Genomic DNA, 18,845 nt, shown 5'->3' on the forward strand with positions numbered 1-18,845 from the left:
AAAAAAGACTTTCAAACTTTACAAAAACCTTCGCATATTTGTGTTAAATAAAAAATCAATGAACCAAATTCAATTCATAAAAACAGTTGTAAATACTGTTGATAAAAACATAGAAGCCACTTTAAAGTTACTTTCAGAAGATTGTACCATTCCTTTTATTTCGCGTTACCGAAAAGATACAACCGGAAATTTAGATGAAGTCGAAATCGAAAATATTGCCAAACTTTCCAAGCAATATGATGAAATCGTAAAGCGAAAAGAATCCATTTTAAAAACGATTGAAGAACAAGGCCAATTGACTTCAGAATTGAAATTAAAAATTCAAAACAGTTTTGATTTACAAGAAATTGAAGATTTATATTTGCCCTACAAAAAGAAGAAAAAAACCAAAGCTGATGTAGCTCGAGAAAACGGATTAGAACCTTTGGCAAAAATCATCATGGCTCAAAACAACGACGAAATCGACTTTGAAGCTTCCAAATATATTTCCAAAAATGTGGTGAATGAAGACGAAGCTTTACAAGGAGCAAGAGACATTATTGCTGAATGGATTAACGAAAACATATACGTTAGAAAGAATTTGCGTCGTTTGTTTCAAAGAAAAGCTACAGTAACAACAAAAGTGGTTAAAAAGAAAGCCGAAGAAGAAGCTCAGAAATTCAAACAATATTTTGATTGGTCTGAACCGATTTCAAAAGCACCGTCACATCGATTATTAGCGATGATGCGAGCAGAAAAAGAAGGATTTATCAAGTTAAATGTTGAGGTTGAAAATGAAGAAGCCATTGATTTCATAGAGGAAAATATCTTAAAAGGAAGAAACGAAAGCACAGAACAAGTCAAAATTGCGATAAAAGACAGTTATAAACGTCTTTTAGAACCGGCCATTTCTAATGAAACTTTACAAGAAGCCAAGGCCAAAGCCGATGAAAAAGCTATTGAAGTATTTGCTGGAAATTTAGGACAATTATTATTAGCTCCACCTTTAGGTGAAAAACGAATCTTAGCCATTGATCCAGGTTATAGAAGTGGTTGTAAAATCGTTTGTTTGGATGAAAAGGGCGATTTATTATACAACGAAACCATTTATCCACACGCACCACAAAACGAGTCAGCAATGGCAATGAAGAAAATCCGTTCGATGGTAAATGCTTACAACATTGAAGCTATTTCTATCGGAAACGGAACAGCTAGTCGTGAAACCGAATTTTTCATCAAGAAAATTGCTTTTGATAAACCGGTTCAAGTGTTTGTGGTTTCAGAAGCTGGTGCATCAGTGTATTCAGCAAGTAAAATTGCACGAGATGAATTTCCAACTTATGATGTCACCGTTCGTGGTTCAGTTTCTATTGGAAGAAGATTATCGGATCCTTTGGCAGAATTGGTGAAAATTGATGCCAAATCCATTGGTGTTGGACAATATCAACATGATGTAGATCAAACCAAATTAAAAGAAGAATTAGATAATACTGTTGTCCGTTGTGTGAATTCAGTTGGAATCAACATCAACACAGCAAGTAAATCGTTATTAAGTTACGTTTCTGGAATTGGAGAAAAAATGGCCGAAAACATTGTAGCTTATCGTTCCGAAAATGGACCATTTGTAGAAAGAAACCAAATCAAAAAAGTACCAAGATTAGGAGAAAAAGCTTACCAACAAGCCGCAGCTTTCATCCGAATAAAAGATGGTAAAAATCCTTTAGATAATTCAGCCGTTCATCCAGAAGCTTATAAAATTGTCGAAAAAATGGCCAAAGATTTGAAAATTTCGGTTGAAGATTTAATCGGAAATAAAGAAAAAATCAGCCAAATAAAATTAGAGAATTACATCACACCAGAAATCGGAATTCTAGGTTTAAAAGACATCGTAAAAGAACTAGAAAAACCAGGATTAGACCCAAGAAAATCAGCAAAAATTTTTGAATTTGATGCCAATGTAAAAACCATAAAAGACTTAAGAACAGGAATGATTTTACCAGGAATTGTCAATAACATCACAGCTTTTGGATGTTTCGTTGATGTTGGAATAAAAGAAAGCGGATTGGTTCACATTTCCCAACTAAAAGAAGGTTTTGTTTCTGATGTCAACGAAGTAGTAAAACTCCATCAACACGTTCAAGTAAAAGTCGTTGAGGTAGATGAAGCTAGGAAACGTATTCAATTGACGATGATTCTATAAAACAAAAAATCCCAAACACCAACAATAATTGGAATTTGGGATTTTCTTTTTGAAATTTTAAAAAGCTTACTCCTTAGTAGTAGTATCGTCTTTTTTAGAATCTTTATTTTCCTCTTCTTTAGCAGCGTTTTTAAATTCTTTAATTCCACTACCTAATCCTTTCATTAATTCCGGAATTTTTTTACCACCAAAAAGCAATAAAATGGCCAAACCAATTAAAACATAAGAACCAGGACCTAAGGCACCTAAAAATATAGTTAATGCGTTCATTTTTTCAAATTTTAATACTGCAAAGATAAAAAGAAAATAACAATAGCTACTTTTTTAACGAATAATTATTGTTAGGCTAATCTCTTAACAAAGCATAATTCTTATATTTGTAAATCAAATGGTTAAAAAATGTCAAAAAAAAGAATTAAAAGACAACTTTTAAAAAATAAATTATTCAACAAAAGAAGACTTGTAATCTTAAACGAAGACACGTTTGAAGAAACTTTTTCATTAAAATTAAACTTAATGAACGTGTTTGTAGTGGCAACTGTATCAGCCATTTTTCTTATTTCAATTACAACATACATTATAGCATTTACACCACTTCGCGAATATATTCCTGGCTATGCTTCTACCCAGCTAAAACAAGATGCTATAGTTTTAGCGATCAAGTCAGATTCGCTTCAAGATAATATTGAAATCAATAACAAATACATCACTTCAATAAAAAAAGTGTTGGTTGGAGAGTTAGAATATGCCAAATTAAACAAAGATTCGTTACAAAGTAACCTTTCTCTTACCACTGAAGAGCTTGACATAAAAACCACCAAACAAGAACAAGAACTTAGAGATCAAGTAGCTCTTGAAGATAAATACAACGTTTTTGATAACGCAAAACCCAAAATCAACTTCGTTTTATTTCCACCCACAAACGGTAAAATTGTTAAAAATTACAATCCAGTTTCCAAAAATTATGCAATTCAAATTGCAGTTGCAAAAGATACACCCATAAAAGCAGTCGCTTCTGGAACCATTCTTTTTGCCGATTGGACACCAACATCAGGTTACGTAGTCATTATAAAACATAAAGACGATTTAATTTCGGTTTATAAAAACATTTCATTTCTTACAAAATCGGTTCGTGATAATGTCAAATCGGGTGAAGTAATTGGTCAAGCAGGAAGTATTGATAACAATTCGAATTCCAACCTACTTTTCGAACTTTGGAAAGAAGGATTCCCAATAAATCCCAACCAATTTATTAATTTTCAGTAATGTTTTTAGAAGCTTTTTCCCGCTGTCCATTACAAGATTTTGCAAACAATACTGTTTTTATAAACTATAAAAAGAGCTTCTTTGGTCGCTTTTTTACAGTTACAAAAACTAGCATTCTTTCACAAAATGCTTTCCATTACCATCAGGGCTAAATTAAAAACTATGAGTATAAAAAGTATCGTAGCAAAAATATTTGCAAAAAGCATTCACAAAAAAACTCAAAAATGGGTTTCAAATCCTATTAAAACGCAACAAAAAGTGTTTTTAGATTTAATCCAACAAGCTTCACAAACACAATTTGGAAAAGACCATAATTTTTCTCTAATAAAATCACATCAAGACTTTGTAAATCAAGTTCCAGTTCGGGATTACGAAGCTTTAAAACCTTACGTAGAAAAAGTCGTAAAAGGAGAACCAGACATTCTTTGGAAAGGAAAACCTTTATATTTTGCCAAAACATCTGGAACAACGTCAGGAGCCAAATATATTCCACTTACAAAAGAGTCAATGCCTTTTCACATTCAAGCGGCTCGAAATGCCATTTTAAGCTACATTCACGAAACAGGAAAAGCAGATTTTGTAGATGGAAAAATGATTTTCTTACAAGGAAGTCCACTTTTAGAAGATAAAAACGGAATCAAATTAGGTCGTTTATCTGGAATTGTAGCGCATTTTGTTCCCGCATATTTACAAAAAAACCGAATGCCTAGTTGGGAAACCAATTGCATAGAAGATTGGGAAACTAAAGTCAACGCTATTGTGGAAGAAACCATCAATGAAGACATGGCTGTCATTTCTGGAATTCCATCTTGGGTGCAAATGTATTTTGAAAAGTTAAAAGAAAAAGCCAATAAACCAGTTGGCGAAATCTTCAAAAACTTTAATTTATTTATTTACGGTGGCGTTAATTATGAACCTTACAGAGCAAAATTCGAAAATCTAATCGGTCGAAAAGTAGATTCTATTGAATTATTTCCAGCTTCCGAAGGATTTTTTGCTTACCAAGATTCCCAAACAGCAAAAGGAATGTTGTTGCTATTGAATTCAGGAATTTTCTATGAATTTATAATAGCCAATGAATTTCATAATGAAAACGTAAAAAGATATACGATTGGAGAAGTCGAATTAGGCATAAATTATGTTTTAATCATTTCAACAAACGCTGGACTTTGGGCATACAATATTGGAGATACTGTTCAGTTTACCAGTTTAAAACCCTATCGTGTTATTGTTTCGGGACGAATTAAACATTTTATTTCGGCTTTTGGAGAACATGTTATTGCCAAAGAAGTCGAAAGTGCTTTGCAAGAAGCGGTTCAAAATACTGAAGTTCGAGTAAACGAATTCACAGTGGCACCACAAATCAATCCAACTTCAGGTTTACCTTATCACGAATGGTTGATAGAATTTGAAAACGAACCCAATAATCTAGAAGAATTTGCGTTAAAAATAGATGATGCTATGCGGAAGCAAAATGTGTATTATGACGATTTAATTGTAGGAAAAGTGTTGAGAACAGTAGTTATTACAAAAGTACCTAAAAACGGTTTTCAAGAGTACATGAAATCCATTGGAAAGTTAGGCGGACAAAACAAACTCCCAAGATTGAGTGATAATAGAGAGATTGCGGATAAGTTAGGAAGAGAATAGATAAAAGAGCAAAGAAAAAAGATTTTGAAACAAGTTCAGAATGACAGAAAATCATGTAAATATTAAAATAGCGTAAATAATTTCGAATAATCTAAAACTTTGTCAAGCTGAACTTGATTCAGCTTCTAAAAAACATCAATATGAAGCAAATTTTACTCTTATTACTAATCTCATTTTCCCTTACTGCCCAAGTAAACGGAGTTGTTTTGGATAGTATTTCAGGTAAACCAATTGCTTATGTCAATATTTGGGTTGAAAACGAAAATATTGGTACAACTTCAGAAGAAAACGGTGTTTTTTCATTAGATATAAAAGAAGAAAAGAATATTATTTTTTCTGCTTTGGGTTATGAAACAAAAACCATAAAATCTACCGAAATAAAGCAGGTTTACTTGAAAGCTATCGTTTATGAAATGGAAGAAATTGTTCTAGAAATTCCAAAATTGACAAAGGAAATACAAATTAAAAGATTAAAAACTAAAACTATTAATCATGTATTTACCAGTAAATCAGGAATATTTATTTATGCTAAGTTTTTTCCAAAAAAGATAAACTATAACGAAACAAAATTTATAAAAAATGTAAAAATAAAAACAAATAGTAACATAAAAAATGCAAAGTTTAAATTAAGATTATATAGTACTAATGAATATGGTTTTCCAAGTAGCGATTTAATAGAAGAAGATATTATTGTAACGGTTAAAAAAGGAAAAAAAACAAATACAATTGACTTGTCAAAATATAAATTATTATTTCCAGAAAACGGTTTTTTTGTAGCTTATGAATGTTTAAAAATTGAAAGTAATAAATATAGAGATAATTCAAAACAAGAAAATGAATTTTACGAACCTGGTTTTGAGAGCAATATTGTAAATGAAGAACAAACATATTATTTTATAAAAGGTAAATGGGAAAAAAGCGAAAAATCAACAGATATAAACATTAAAGGATTTGATAACAAGATTTTTGAACCAGCAATTGAATTAACTTTAACCAACTAAAATTAAAAGGTTTAAAAACCTTTGAGGTTTACATAATAAAAAATTATGAAGCAAATTTTACTCTTATTACTAATCTCATTTTCCCTTACTGCCCAAGTAAACGGAGTTGTTTTGGATAGTATTTCAGGTAAACCAATTGCGTATGTCAACATTTGGGTTGAAAACGAAAATATTGGTACAACTTCAGAAGAAAACGGTGTTTTTTCATTAGACATAAAAGAAGAAAAGAATATTATTTTTTCAGCTTTGGGTTATGAAACAAAAACCATAAAATCTACCGAAATAAAGCAGGTTTACTTGAAAGCTATCGTTTATGAAATGGAAGAAATTATGGTTTCTGAACCAAAGAAAACAAAAAAAATCACCATCAATAAATATAAAAAAAACAAAATTAATTTATATTACGGCGCTGGAAAACAGCCAACAATTTTAGCTAAAAAAATCGAATATACAGATCAAATTGCAGAATATTCATATTTAAAAGAAATCAAGTTTTTAAGTTTATCACAAATTGAAAATGCAAAAATAATACTAAGATTTTTTGAAGTGGATATAGACGGAAATCCTAGTAATGATTATATTGATGAAAATATTTTAATTACGGTAGAAAAAGGTAAAAACGACAATACTATAAATTTAGAAGAGTATAAAATTAATATTCCAAAAGAAGGTATTTTTATTGCTTTTGAATCTATCATAATAGAAGAAAATAGATACGATTATGAAGTTAGATTAGGAAAAGAAGGTACTGAATATAAAAGAGATTATAATTATCAACCATTTATTGGAACAATACCTTCAGAAAATAATTTAACTTTTAAATTTATGGTAGGTAAGTGGTTTGAATCCAAAAAAAATAAATTTGAAGATTCTAAAATAATGAATAAATATCAAGATAAATTTGGAGAATTAGCAATTGAATTAACTTTAACCAATTAACATGAAACAAATACTCATCTTTTTACTAGCCACATTTTCCCTTTCTGCCCAAATCAAAGGTGTCGTTTTAGATAGTATTTCAGGTAAACCAATTGCTTATGTCAATATTTGGGTTGAAAACGAAAATATTGGTACAACTTCAGAAGAAAACGGTGTTTTTTCATTAGATATAAAAGAAGAAAAGAATATTATTTTTTCAGCTTTGGGTTATGAAACAAAAACCATAAAATCTACCGAAATAAAGCAGGTTTACTTGAAATCTATCGTTTATGAAATGGAAGAAATAGTTCTAGAAACACCAAAAAAAACTAAAGAATTTAAAGTTGGAAATTATGAATCTAGTGGTTTTCGTTGGCATTTGAATTATAATTTTAATGCTATATATTTTGAATCTAACGAAGAAACTGAAAAACACCCTTATTTGAAAGAAATTAAATTTCATACAATTTCTAAATTAAAAAACTCAAAAATTAGGATAAGAATTGTTGAATGTAATACAGATTTGTCTCTAGGTACAGACATTATTGATGAACCTATATTAGTTGATATAAAAAAAGGAAGTAAAAAAAACGTTGAAGATGTATCTAATTTAAAAATAAAAATTCCCGAAAACGGTTTTTTTATTGTGTTTGAAAAATTATTAATTAAAGAAAATAAATTTTGCTTAGAAAGAAAGTATAAAAATTCATCTAAAGTTAAAAGCACAATAAAAAGTTGTTCTTATGAACCTAATTTAGCCTATATTCCGTCAGAACAAAACAATGTTTTATATGCTAATAACACCTTAAATTGGACAAAACAAGATAAAGTTAAATTGGATAAACCTAAGAGTTACGAAAATTTATTGATGAGAAAATATCATGATAAATATTTAGTTCCTTCAATAGAAATTACTTTAACCAACTAAAAACTAAAAATCCTATATTTGCAGGTTAAATACACAAAATGAAAGAAATTAAAAACATATCACGTTCCAGAGCACAAGAATCTTCAGCTGCAATTGAGCGTTTATATATAAGCATGCGCCACCTTTTCAATAGAGGTTTTTATAAACCCATGGGAATATCAGGGGAAACGCTTCGTGAAGCCTTGTTGTCCTTACGACCTGAAATATATGGAAGTATTGCCGAAGAAAAAGTCGAATTAAATGGGTTATTGTATGTAATTGAAAGACTTCCTGTTGGAATTGAACAATGTCGCTTTATCAATTTAACTTCAGACGAAGGATATTCTAACTCGCACTTCAAAGCCATTGTTCCTCCAAAAAGAAGAAGAAATTGTTACAGAATTGACGACGAACAAATGAATGTGGAAATCACTCGTGGTCGTTCGGACATTTATGATATTTTGACCCATTTGACGTTTATTTTCATCGAATCTCACAAAATAAAAGATAGAGTTCTAATTGATGAATCCGGTGAACTAACTCGTGATTGGCAAAAATTAGAAGAAATTGTTTCTCAAAACAAAAAATTAACTGTTGTGGATAGAGAAAAAGCCATTTCTCATATATCCAACGTTTTAGGAAGAACTTTTGCAGAAGTACAAGCCATATATCCCGATTTTGCTACACCTGAAGCACCAGAACGCTTTTTACACATTGTGTATTGGTTGGGAAAATTAGCCATTGAAGAAGTGTTATTAAACAACAAACGAACCATTACTTTCAGTCCAATTTTAAGAGAACGACTTGGACATCATATTTACGGTGATATTTGGGCAACTAACATTAAACAAGTTTTACAAAAAAACAAGTTAATTGACAGACCCATTCATATCATTAGTGCCAATATGCACAGTGTTATGAATTCTATTTTTGCAGAACCAGTAATTGGAAAAAATTATAAAAACACCAACGATTTTCAAATTTTTGAAGATTTAAGCAGTTCTGAAAATAAAGATTTACGTAAAAAAGTGGAAGATTTTGCCGTTAAAAACGGCATGATTTCTTTACCAGATACTTCAGGAACCAATATTGATGTTCAAATTTTTGATACCGCTCAAATTGATCTTAAAAAATCTGCTTTCCCGTCAGCTCAATTAGATAAAGAAAAACCGGTTTTAATTGTCATGGATTACGCTTTTGGAGAACAAGCTTATGAAACTATTGATGAGTTATTAAAACCCTACAAAATGGATAAGTCTAAGGTTTTCTTAAATGTAGAATCGGTTTCAATAATGGGAAAAGCTGGAATTTTACAAGGAGGAAAAGGAGACATCATGATTCCAAATGCTCACGTAAATGAAGGAACAGCAGACAATTATCCTTTTGAAAACGAATTAACTGCTGCAATGTTTGAAGGCAATGACATTCCTGTTTTTGCTGGACCAATGGTTACGGTTTTAGGAACATCACTTCAAAACAGAGATTTATTAAAATTTTTCCACGAATCTACTTGGGAAGCTATAGGTTTAGAAATGGAAGGTTCTTATTATCAAAAAGCCATTCAATCGGCTTCCAAAATTAGAAAAAGCATTAATCCAAATGTAAAAGTTAGATATGCTTACTACGCTTCAGACAATCCTTTAGAAACAGGAAGCACACTAGCTTCAGGTGGTTTAGGAACTACAGGAGTTAAACCAACCTATTTAATTACAATAAAAATTTTAGAACAAATATTCAACGTAAAATAATCATAAATGAGTACAAATTCTCAAGAACAAGAAATAGATTTAGGTCAATTATTTAAAAAGATTGGAGATTTTTTTAGTGGTTTAGTAAATACAATTTTCGATTTTATTTTCTTCATACAAAAAAAAATAATCATTATTGTAGTCTTGTTGATACTAGGAATAGCATCAGCTTACATATTAGACGGAAAAAAAAGGTATGAACATGAATTATCGGTAATCCCTAATTTTGGAAGTAATGAGTATTTATATAAATCAATAGAGGAAATAAATACCAAATTAAAAGAGAAAGATCCAGAATTTTTTAAAAAAGTAGGCATTCATGATTTTAAAGACATCATGAGCATTGATATTGAAGCTTATCCTGCTGTGTATAGTTTTGTTAACAATAAAGAACAAGAAAATAATTTTGAGTTAATTAAATTAATGGCTGAAGATGGAGATTTAGAAAAAATTTTAGAGAATGAAATTACCAGTAAAAATTATTACCATCATAAAATTTCAATAGTCACTAAAGGAATGTGGAAAAGAGAAGACTTGATTAATCCAATTCTTAATTTCTTAAACAAAAGTGATTTTTTCTTAAAACAGCAAAAAGTAGTTCAACAAAATTTAGAAGACAAATTAGTGGCTAATGATTCTCTTGTAAAACAAATTGATAATATTATTTTGTTACTTTCTAGTAATAAAAATGGAGGAGGAAATATTTCTATTTCTGAAAACAGTAGTATTCCTGATTTAGTTGATAAAAAAGATTTTTTAATTACAGAATCTCAACGATTAAAATCAAGTAAAATTATTTATGATAAAATTATAAAAGAAGAAAGCAGTATTTTAAACATTAGAAATTATGTTCCTTTTATGCTGAATTCAAAAGTTTTACTTCCACTTATATTTGTTTTCATTTACTTATTTGGATTTGCATTTATGAAAATTTACAACAAACAAAAACTTAGAAAAGTTTAATACTAAATAAGTATGAAAGGAATAATATTAGCAGGTGGTTCAGGAACTAGACTTCACCCATTAACCTTGGCTGTGAGTAAGCAATTAATGCCTATTTATGACAAACCAATGATATATTATCCATTATCTACATTAATGTGGGCTGGAATCAACGAAATTTTAATCATTTCTACACCACATGATTTGCCCTTATTTAGGCAATTATTAGGAGATGGAAAAAAATTAGGTTGCCGTTTTGAATATGCAGTTCAAGAAAATCCGAACGGTTTGGCCGAAGCCTTTATTATTGGAAAAGATTTTATAGGAAATGATAAAGTGGCTCTAATTTTAGGAGATAATATTTTTTATGGAACAGGTTTAGCCGAATTACTTCAAGCTAATAACAATCCAGACGGAGGAATTATTTATGCTTATCATGTTCATGATCCAGAGCGTTATGGAGTTGTTGATTTTGATAAAGAAGGGAATGTACTTTCCATTGAAGAAAAACCCGAAAACCCTAAATCAAATTATGCAGTACCTGGAATTTACTTTTACGACAATTCGGTAGTTGAGGTTGCAGCAAATATAAAACCAAGTCATAGAGGTGAATTAGAGATAACGGATGTTAATAAAGAATATCTCAAAAAAGGAAATCTTAAAGTAAGTATTTTAGATAGAGGAACAGCTTGGTTAGATACAGGAACTTTTCAATCGTTAATGCAAGCCGGTCAATTCGTTCAAGTGATAGAAGAAAGACAAGGATTAAAAATTGGAGCTATAGAAGAAGCTGCTTATAAAATGGGTTTTATTAATGCCAATCAACTTCAAGAATTAGCAAAACCATTACTTAAAAGCGGTTACGGAGTACATTTAATGAGTTTAATAAAAGAATAGAAGAAAAAGTAAATAGAGAAAAGAAATTAGAACAAAGAGAAAAGAAAAATTTCACCTTTTAATATTGATTTTTTCTATTATAATTGATTAATGAATATGAATTTTATTGAAACAAAACTCAAAGGATGTTTTATCATAGAACCCAAAATAATCACTGATGAAAGAGGTTATTTCATGGAAAGTTTTAACGAAAACACTTTTCAAAACGGAATTGGCAAAAAAATCCATTTTGTTCAAGACAATCAATCTTATTCTTCTAAAGGCGTATTAAGAGGTTTACATTACCAAACAGGAGTAAATGCTCAAGCAAAATTAGTTCGTGTTTTAGATGGAGAAGTTTTAGACGTTGCGGTTGATATTAGACCAGAATCTGAAACTTTTGGAAAACACGAAACTCTTTTATTATCTGCTGAAAATCAGAAACAATTTTTTATTCCAAGAGGTTTTGCTCATGGTTTTATTGTTTTAAGCGAAACAGCAACATTTTTTTACAAATGCGATAATTTTTATAATAAAGAAAGTGAAGGAGGAATACTTTTTAATGATGTTAATCTAAATATTGATTGGCAATTTCCAATTGAAAAATGTATCATTTCCGAAAAAGACCAGGTTTTACCCGAATTGAAAAACGCTAAAAAAGTATGGTAGTTTTAGTTACTGGAGCCAACGGACAATTAGGGCAATCACTTCAATTTGTTGCTAAAAATTATCTTGAAGTTGCGTATGTTTTTTGTGATTCAAAAACATTAGACATAACAGATTATGATAACGTTAATGCTGTGTTTAAAGAAGTTCTTCCAAATTATTGTATAAATGCAGCTGCTTACACTGCGGTTGATAAAGCTGAATCTGAACCTGAAAAAGCCTACTCAATTAATGTTTTAGGCGCACAGAATTTGGCTAAAATTTGTAAAATGAACAACACTGTTTTATTACATGTTTCAACAGATTTTGTCTTTGATGGTACAAAAAAAACACCTTACAATGAAAACGACATTCCCAATCCAACTGGAATTTACGGACAAACTAAATTAGAGGGAGAAATAGTGATTCAAAATACTTGGGAAAAACATTTAATCATAAGAACATCATGGGTTTATTCTCAATTTGGTAATAACTTTATGAAAACCATGTTGCGTTTGGGTTCAGAAAGAGATAGTTTATCTGTTGTTGATGACCAAATAGGAACACCCACAAATGCAGTGGATTTAGCAGAAGTATTAATTAAAATCGTTGAATCTTGTCATGCTGAACTTGTTTCAGCATCTAATTATGGAATCTATAACTTCAGCAACGAAGGACACTGCTCATGGTACGATTTTGCCAAAAAAATCTTTGAAATAAATAATATCAACATAGATTTACAACCTATTCCATCAACAAATTATCCAACACCAGCCAAAAGACCAGCTTACAGTGTTTTGGATAAAAGTAAGATTAAAAAGGTTTTTAATGTTGAGGTTAAAAATTGGGAAAATTCGTTAAAACCCTATAATTTTCCATTACAATAGAAAAAACACACGATATTTTTCCATTATAACAGAAAATTATCGATTATTATTCTAAAACAAAAGCAAAATTACCCTTATCATTTACTAATAAATATCCAAAAAGTCAATTTGCAATAATTAATTCTGAAAACTTTTTTGAATATTTGATTTAAGTAAGATTAAACGTGTTTTTGGAGTAGAGATTAATAGTTGGGAAGAAAGCTTAAATTTAATACAATAATTGTTTAATTTCTCTTTCAAAATTATTTAATATTTTGTCTTCAGAAAAATGTTCTAAAACATAATTTTTAGCTTTTTCATCAGCAGCTATGTTATTTTCTTTGGCTGTTTTATTTTTCTTTATATAATCTAAAATAGGGTTTAAATCATCAGTAGAAAAGTATCCTTCTAGGTCATTGTCCTTAAAAATTCTAGAAACTTCAGAATGTTCATTTCCGGTAATTATGGATGGTTTGCCGCTTGCCATCATTCCTAAAATTTTAGAAGGCATTACAGTATCTAAAACATTTATTTTTTGAAAAAGAAAATGAAGGTCAGCACTGCATAATAAGTCATTCAAATCATTATAAGGAATGGGTTCGTAAAAACGAATAAAATTAAATCTTGACAATCTGTTTTTAAGTTTTTCAACATAAGCCCCATTTCCTACAATAACAATTTCAATATTTTCGGAAATTAATTGCTCACACAAAGCTTCAAAAAGGTTCCAATCTTGCTTTTCACCTATATTTCCTGAATATAAAAGAGTAAATTTATCTTCATTAAAATAAGGATGTTGTTTAGCTGTAGAAGGATTAATATTTTTAGACGAAATCCAGTTTGGAAAGAAATATACATTATTTAAATTAGTTTTTTCTTTAGATTTTTCAATCATATTATAACTAATGGTACTGATTACATCAGCTTTATTCAACAGCATCCTTTCAACAGTAAAAACACTTTTTTTAAATAATTTACCAATAAAACTAGCATGTAATAAACCAGATTGAAAAGCCAAATCAAACTCAAAATCTTGTACATGAACCCATAATTTAGCTTTAGTTTTTTTTGCCAATAAGTAGGCTGTAAAAACCGAAATTGTAAAAGGAACAATACAAATAACTAAATCTGTTTTTTTAATTTTCTTAGCATTATGAAAATTTCCCCAAAGAAGGCTAAGCATTAATTTAATTCTACCAATAAAAGAAACCTTTTTCGGAATATATTGTTTATATCTAAATACTTTAATACCATCAATTATTTCATTAAAATAAGTACTTTTGTTTTGGTATTCTTTAGCTATTTCCCATTTTGGATAATAAGGGAAACCAGTTATAACAGAAACAGTATATCCTTTGTTAGATAAAAAAACAGCAAACTGAGAAGTATAAAGACCTATTGCAGTGTCTTCTGGAGCATAATTTCCAGTAAATAGTGTAATAGTTTTTTTTGTGCTCAATTTTTTTTTGACAAAAATATAATTTATTAGAAACATATAGGTTAAAAAACGAAATAAAATGAAGATTTACTTAGACAATATTATTTTTTCGAAAGTTAAAAACGGTGGTGTTTCTAATTATTGGTATGAATTGATTAATTATTTGGAGCATCAGCAAAATGATGAAAAAAAATATTTTGAAAGTTTAAATGCCTTAGAAAATTTTCATAGAAAAAAATTATCTCTTGAAAACAACCAAATTATTGATGTAAAGTCAAGTGCTTTAAAAAGGTTTTTACCAATTTCATATAAAAACAACGATAAATTTATTTATCACTCAAGTTATTATAGAGGTTTATCAGGTTCTAAAAATAAAATTGAAGTGACCACAGTTTATGATTTTATCCATAGTTTTTATTCTAGTTTTCCAAAAAAACAACTTCATAACGTTTTAAAATTTAATGCGATTAAAAGAGCGCAAGGAGTAATTTGTATATCACACAACACGTATAATGATTTAAATAAAATATGTCCTTTAAAACCAAATCAAAAAGCGACAGTTATACATGTTGGTGTTAGTGATGATTATTTTTCGATTAAAGAGTATACAACAGTTGAAAATGAATTTATAATCAAAAACAAATTAGAAGATAATTTTTTACTATTTATTGGTGGTAGAACAAGCTATAAAAATTTCGATTTTGTGGCAAATGTTATAAATGAATCAAAAGAATATAAACTTGTTGTTGTTGGTGGCGGAAATTTAAATGAAGTAGAAAAAAAGTTATTTACAGAAGAAGCTTTAAAAAGAGTTGTCTTTTTTCCATCATTAGAAAACAAAGAACTCAATTTATTATTAAACAAAGCTAGTGCACTAGTTTATCCATCAAGTTATGAAGGTTTCGGAATTCCTGTTGTTGAAGCCATGCGTGCTGGTTGTCCGGTTATTGGATTAAATAATGCAACAATAAGAGAAGTTGCCGAAAATGCTGCCATTTTATTAAATGAATTGTCTATTTCTGAATTTCATTTAAAGACCAAAGAACTTCACAAACAAGAATTTAGAACGGAATTGATTGACAAAGGATTCCAAGATTCTAAAAAATACAGCTGGGAAAAATGCAGTAGAGAAACGCATGAGTTTTATAGTGCTTTGTATGATAATGATTTTTCCTCTTTGTAAAATAGAAAAGTTGAAATAAAAAACGAATATAAAAGCATTCCATTTTCTCTTTCTATTAAATTTTCTGTACTAAAATTTAACAAAAAGAACAGCAATAAACTAATACCAATATAGTTTTTTTGTTTAGTAAATATTTTATATATTTTATAAACACCAAACAAATAAATCATTAATCCAACTACTCCAACAGTCATTAAAATACTAAAATATTGATTATGTGTATTGTAAGTTTTAGTACTTAAATCAATTCCTTTTTCAATGTAACATGGATTTAATTGATCTTGAGTATTTCCAACGCCATAACCAATTAAAGGACTTTCTAATATTTTTTCAATAGAACAGTTGTAAATATTAGTTCTGATACTGGTGGAGCTATTAGGATTATTAATGGTTGAATTATTTACTATTTCCAAAAAACGATTATAATTTTTGTATTTGGGTAAAAATTGAATTGATAAAACAGTAATTAGTAAAATAACAAACAAGCCAACTATAGTTTTTTTAAAATTAAAGAGTTTAAACAGCAAATATCCTAAAGTTATAAATAGATAAATTATGGAACCTTTTCTCATTAAAACAGCAATTACTACGCTAAAAAATATGATCAGTAAAATATAAATTATGTTGTTTTTATTGGCATTATCTTTTATTAAATAAATTAACATTAAAATAGAAATCCCACAAAATAACGACATGTAAATTGGATGAATGGAGAATAGGCCTAAACCAATATTTATTAAATTGGAGTAATGAATAAATGTTTCGACTATCGTATAACCATCAAAATTAAGTACGTATATAAAACTTATAAAACAAAAAACGAAATTTGACATAATAAATGTTAAAAACAATTTTTTAAGCAATTTTTTATGTAATGGAAAAGAAGCACTAAAAAGTAAACTAAAAATCAAGGGAAACACAATCATACTAGACATTGTAGATATTCTTTTAAAACCCTCTTTAAATTGCAATGAATGGGAAATACTTATCAGGTAAAGGATAACTAAAACAGATATATAAATGAAATTTTTGAAAGGGAACAAAATTTTATTTTCTGCTTTTTTATAATAAAGTAAACTAACAAATAAAAATATAATTATTGGATATGCTTTAAATCTATTTGGAATTAGTATTGTAGCACTATTAACCAATAAAAATAATTCTACAAAAAAGCTTAAAGTAATTTTATTTTTTAACATAATAATTTATAAATGCTAATAATAGTTTTGGAAAAACAACTGTTGCAACTAAAAATGCAATTATATAAGCAAACCCACTAGTTAAATCTCCTCTCAAAAAATACATTAAATAAATTGCAAAATAAAACGCAAAAATAGATTTTAAATAGTCTTCACTTTGAAGCCATCTAATCATTAATACAAAAACATATGCTAAAATGATTGCAAAAAGTAAAATACCAACAAAGCCAAAGTTTATATAACCCTCAGAAATATATGGATTTGACAAATTATTCCAATTAAAATTATACTTATCAATCAAATAATTACCTATTAAAAAACCAGTTGTTTCTGGCTTTGATTCCCAGATACTTCTTGGAACAAAAAACAATAAACTACACGATAATTGTTCTCCTATAACAACACTTTTTTTATCGAAATAATCTATTGTTGCCAAAAAATTAGGATAAGCATCATAATGTAAAGAATTAAAAGCATCTGTAATTTTTAAATACTCTATATTCTTATATAAATAGATAGGTTTGGAAATCATTTGAGATAATGAATACCTGGAGTGCGTTATTATTGATAATACAGGAAATAAAACAATCATGGATAAAAACATCAAACGCAGTACTTTATAATTATTTGACAAGTATTTATGAAAAAATAAAAATATCATTGTAATATATAATGGACCCAGAGCATTTCTTTTTTCTGTTAAAGGATTTTTTAAAATTAATATTACAGCCAAGAAGTATAGAAAAAAGAATAAGACAATCTTTTTATTGGCCGAAAAGCCTTTATTTTGAATTAAATAGTAATATGAAATAATTAAGCCCGAGAAAGGAATAAAGTATAAAAATTTTTGAACTATCAAATATTGTGAAACACTAGTTTGTTCAGCTTCTTCATAATATTCATGCTGAAACTGAAAAATAATTGATTTATAATTAAGCAGTAATATGAATAATGTAAAAGAAAATAGTATGAATAAAAAGAAAGGTACTTGATTATAGGTATAAGTGAGTTTGTTTTTAAAATTAATTTTATTTTTAAAAAATAAATAAGCAATACTGAAAACCAAGTTAAAAACAAGAATATAGGAATTTGCTCTAATGCAAATGTTTTCACTAAAAGGAAAAGCTTGCATAAAAGACCCAGAGTTTTCAAATCCTTTTTGTGTTATATCATTAATTTGAATTAAAGGAGCAACAATAAAAAACAAAAAATTAAATACAATAAAAACACTTAAAAAAGGAGAGAATTTTTTTTCAAATAATATGTTGTAATAAGTAAGCGCTAAGAGTAATATAAAATTTATTGAAAATGAAATTTTAAGTAAAATAGGGCAGCTAAAAAACAAGATAATATATAAGTATATAATTATGATGAATGTTAAAAATATAGATTTACCCATTATTTGTTTTTTATAAAAAAAGGCACATATAGTGCCTTTTAATTATTTGTATAATTTTAAAAGTTCTTCCGTTAGATTAACATTAGATATCAAAACAGGATCTTTTTTGCCTTCAAAAGGAACAATATTATATTTTAAATTTTCTTCATCAAATATAATACTTTTATTACAATCCCAATTTGCAATAAACAAACCATCATCGCCATTAATAATTTTGTTATTATATTTTATAGAAATATTTTTAATAATTATATTTTCTGCTTTTTGATTTTTACCAACATCTAATCTGATTACTTTAGGTAAATCACCATTAGGGAAATTGAAATTTAGTTTTTGCATGTAATTTCCACCAAAGACTTTCTTTTCTATCATTTTAGAACCGTCAATTTCTTCATTTAAATCTGTTGAATAATAAACAATAAACTTATCAGGTGTATTGTAGTTAAATTCGATTAATAATTCAACATTTTCTAAAGTGGTGCTATTATTTTTTTCTTCTTTGTTTGGGTTTTCTTTTCCACAAGCCAATATAAATGTGCTAAAAGATAGCAATAAAAGTTTTTTTATGATTTTCATTTTTTTATGATTAGATTTTGAAGAACAAATGTATATTTAAAAAAAACATTTT

Annotated in this window: 17 protein-coding genes; 12 read left to right on the forward strand and 5 right to left on the reverse strand. The window is 28.3% G+C overall.

Going from position 1 to position 18,845, the window contains the following annotated elements:
- Window positions 1–58 precede the first annotated feature (58 nt).
- Window positions 59–2,179: a Tex family protein gene (locus ACTF56_RS00390; RefSeq protein WP_438964921.1), complete on the forward strand. Its 2,121-nt coding sequence runs from the start codon at window positions 59–61 to the stop codon at window positions 2,177–2,179.
- A gap of 66 nt (window positions 2,180–2,245) precedes the next feature.
- Here ACTF56_RS00390 and ACTF56_RS00395 read toward each other — a convergent pair whose 3' ends face one another.
- Window positions 2,246–2,449: a twin-arginine translocase TatA/TatE family subunit gene (locus ACTF56_RS00395; protein WP_438964922.1), complete on the reverse strand. Its 204-nt coding sequence runs from the start codon at window positions 2,447–2,449 to the stop codon at window positions 2,246–2,248.
- A 129-nt stretch (window positions 2,450–2,578) separates the two neighbouring features.
- On the opposite strand from ACTF56_RS00395, the gene ACTF56_RS00400 reads away from it, so the two are divergent.
- From ACTF56_RS00400 to rfbD, 10 genes are all read left to right on the forward strand, one after another.
- A complete protein-coding gene (locus ACTF56_RS00400) occupies window positions 2,579–3,445 on the forward strand; it encodes a murein hydrolase activator EnvC family protein (RefSeq protein WP_438964923.1) in 867 nt (288 codons plus the stop codon).
- 162 nt (window positions 3,446–3,607) lie between these two features.
- Window positions 3,608–5,095: a GH3 auxin-responsive promoter family protein gene (locus ACTF56_RS00405; RefSeq protein ID WP_438964924.1), complete on the forward strand. Its 1,488-nt coding sequence runs from the start codon at window positions 3,608–3,610 to the stop codon at window positions 5,093–5,095.
- Between the two features lie 140 nt (window positions 5,096–5,235).
- Window positions 5,236–6,096, forward strand: a complete 861-nt coding sequence (locus ACTF56_RS00410; RefSeq protein ID WP_438964925.1) for a carboxypeptidase-like regulatory domain-containing protein — start codon at window positions 5,236–5,238, stop codon at window positions 6,094–6,096.
- A 45-nt stretch (window positions 6,097–6,141) separates the two neighbouring features.
- The gene (locus tag ACTF56_RS00415; protein WP_438964926.1) at window positions 6,142–7,035 is read left to right on the forward strand and encodes a carboxypeptidase-like regulatory domain-containing protein; all 894 of its coding nucleotides are present in this window, start codon (window positions 6,142–6,144) and stop codon (window positions 7,033–7,035) included.
- Window position 7,036: 1 nt separating this feature from the next.
- On the forward strand, window positions 7,037–7,942 hold the full coding sequence (locus ACTF56_RS00420) for a carboxypeptidase-like regulatory domain-containing protein (RefSeq protein ID WP_438964927.1): 906 nt from the start codon (window positions 7,037–7,039) through the stop codon (window positions 7,940–7,942).
- Window positions 7,943–7,980: 38 nt separating this feature from the next.
- Window positions 7,981–9,669 carry a DUF6909 family protein gene (locus ACTF56_RS00425; RefSeq protein ID WP_438964928.1) on the forward strand — a complete coding sequence of 563 codons (1,689 nt, stop codon included), beginning with the start codon at window positions 7,981–7,983 and terminating at the stop codon, window positions 9,667–9,669.
- 6 nt (window positions 9,670–9,675) lie between these two features.
- Window positions 9,676–10,632, forward strand: coding sequence for a hypothetical protein (locus ACTF56_RS00430; RefSeq protein ID WP_438964929.1), 957 nt, complete (start codon window positions 9,676–9,678; stop codon window positions 10,630–10,632).
- A 12-nt stretch (window positions 10,633–10,644) separates the two neighbouring features.
- Window positions 10,645–11,508: a glucose-1-phosphate thymidylyltransferase RfbA gene (gene rfbA, locus ACTF56_RS00435; RefSeq protein WP_438964930.1), complete on the forward strand. Its 864-nt coding sequence runs from the start codon at window positions 10,645–10,647 to the stop codon at window positions 11,506–11,508.
- A 96-nt stretch (window positions 11,509–11,604) separates the two neighbouring features.
- The gene (gene rfbC, locus ACTF56_RS00440) at window positions 11,605–12,156 is read left to right on the forward strand and encodes a dTDP-4-dehydrorhamnose 3,5-epimerase (protein WP_438964931.1); all 552 of its coding nucleotides are present in this window, start codon (window positions 11,605–11,607) and stop codon (window positions 12,154–12,156) included.
- Window positions 12,150–13,019: a dTDP-4-dehydrorhamnose reductase gene (rfbD, locus tag ACTF56_RS00445; RefSeq protein WP_438964932.1), complete on the forward strand. Its 870-nt coding sequence runs from the start codon at window positions 12,150–12,152 to the stop codon at window positions 13,017–13,019. Before rfbC ends, rfbD begins: the two co-directional genes overlap by 7 nt.
- Window positions 13,020–13,227: 208 nt before the next feature.
- Here the strand turns inward: rfbD and ACTF56_RS00450 are convergent, their stop codons facing one another.
- Window positions 13,228–14,457, reverse strand: coding sequence for a WcaI family glycosyltransferase (locus ACTF56_RS00450; RefSeq protein ID WP_438964933.1), 1,230 nt, complete (start codon window positions 14,455–14,457; stop codon window positions 13,228–13,230).
- Window positions 14,458–14,515: 58 nt separating this feature from the next.
- Between ACTF56_RS00450 and ACTF56_RS00455 the strand changes: the two genes are divergently transcribed.
- Entirely contained in the window at window positions 14,516–15,619 is a 1,104-nt protein-coding gene (locus ACTF56_RS00455) for a glycosyltransferase family 4 protein (protein ID WP_438964934.1), read from the forward strand.
- On the opposite strand, the gene ACTF56_RS00460 is transcribed toward ACTF56_RS00455, so the two are convergent.
- The 3 genes from ACTF56_RS00460 to ACTF56_RS00470 all read right to left on the reverse strand — a co-directional run bounded on the left by ACTF56_RS00460 (window position 15,580) and on the right by ACTF56_RS00470 (window position 18,793).
- The gene (locus tag ACTF56_RS00460) at window positions 15,580–16,452 is read right to left on the reverse strand and encodes an O-antigen ligase family protein (protein ID WP_438964935.1); all 873 of its coding nucleotides are present in this window, start codon (window positions 16,450–16,452) and stop codon (window positions 15,580–15,582) included. The two genes, ACTF56_RS00455 and ACTF56_RS00460, sit on opposite strands and share 40 nt — an antisense overlap.
- A gap of 352 nt (window positions 16,453–16,804) precedes the next feature.
- A complete protein-coding gene (locus ACTF56_RS00465; RefSeq protein WP_438964936.1) occupies window positions 16,805–18,025 on the reverse strand; it encodes an O-antigen polymerase in 1,221 nt (406 codons plus the stop codon).
- A gap of 234 nt (window positions 18,026–18,259) precedes the next feature.
- Complete coding sequence (locus ACTF56_RS00470; RefSeq protein WP_438964937.1) at window positions 18,260–18,793, reverse strand: hypothetical protein; 534 nt, start codon at window positions 18,791–18,793, stop codon at window positions 18,260–18,262.
- Window positions 18,794–18,845 lie beyond the last annotated feature (52 nt).

The organism is Flavobacterium sp. (assembly GCF_965657075.1).
Taxonomy (GTDB): Bacteria; Bacteroidota; Bacteroidia; order Flavobacteriales; family Flavobacteriaceae; genus Flavobacterium.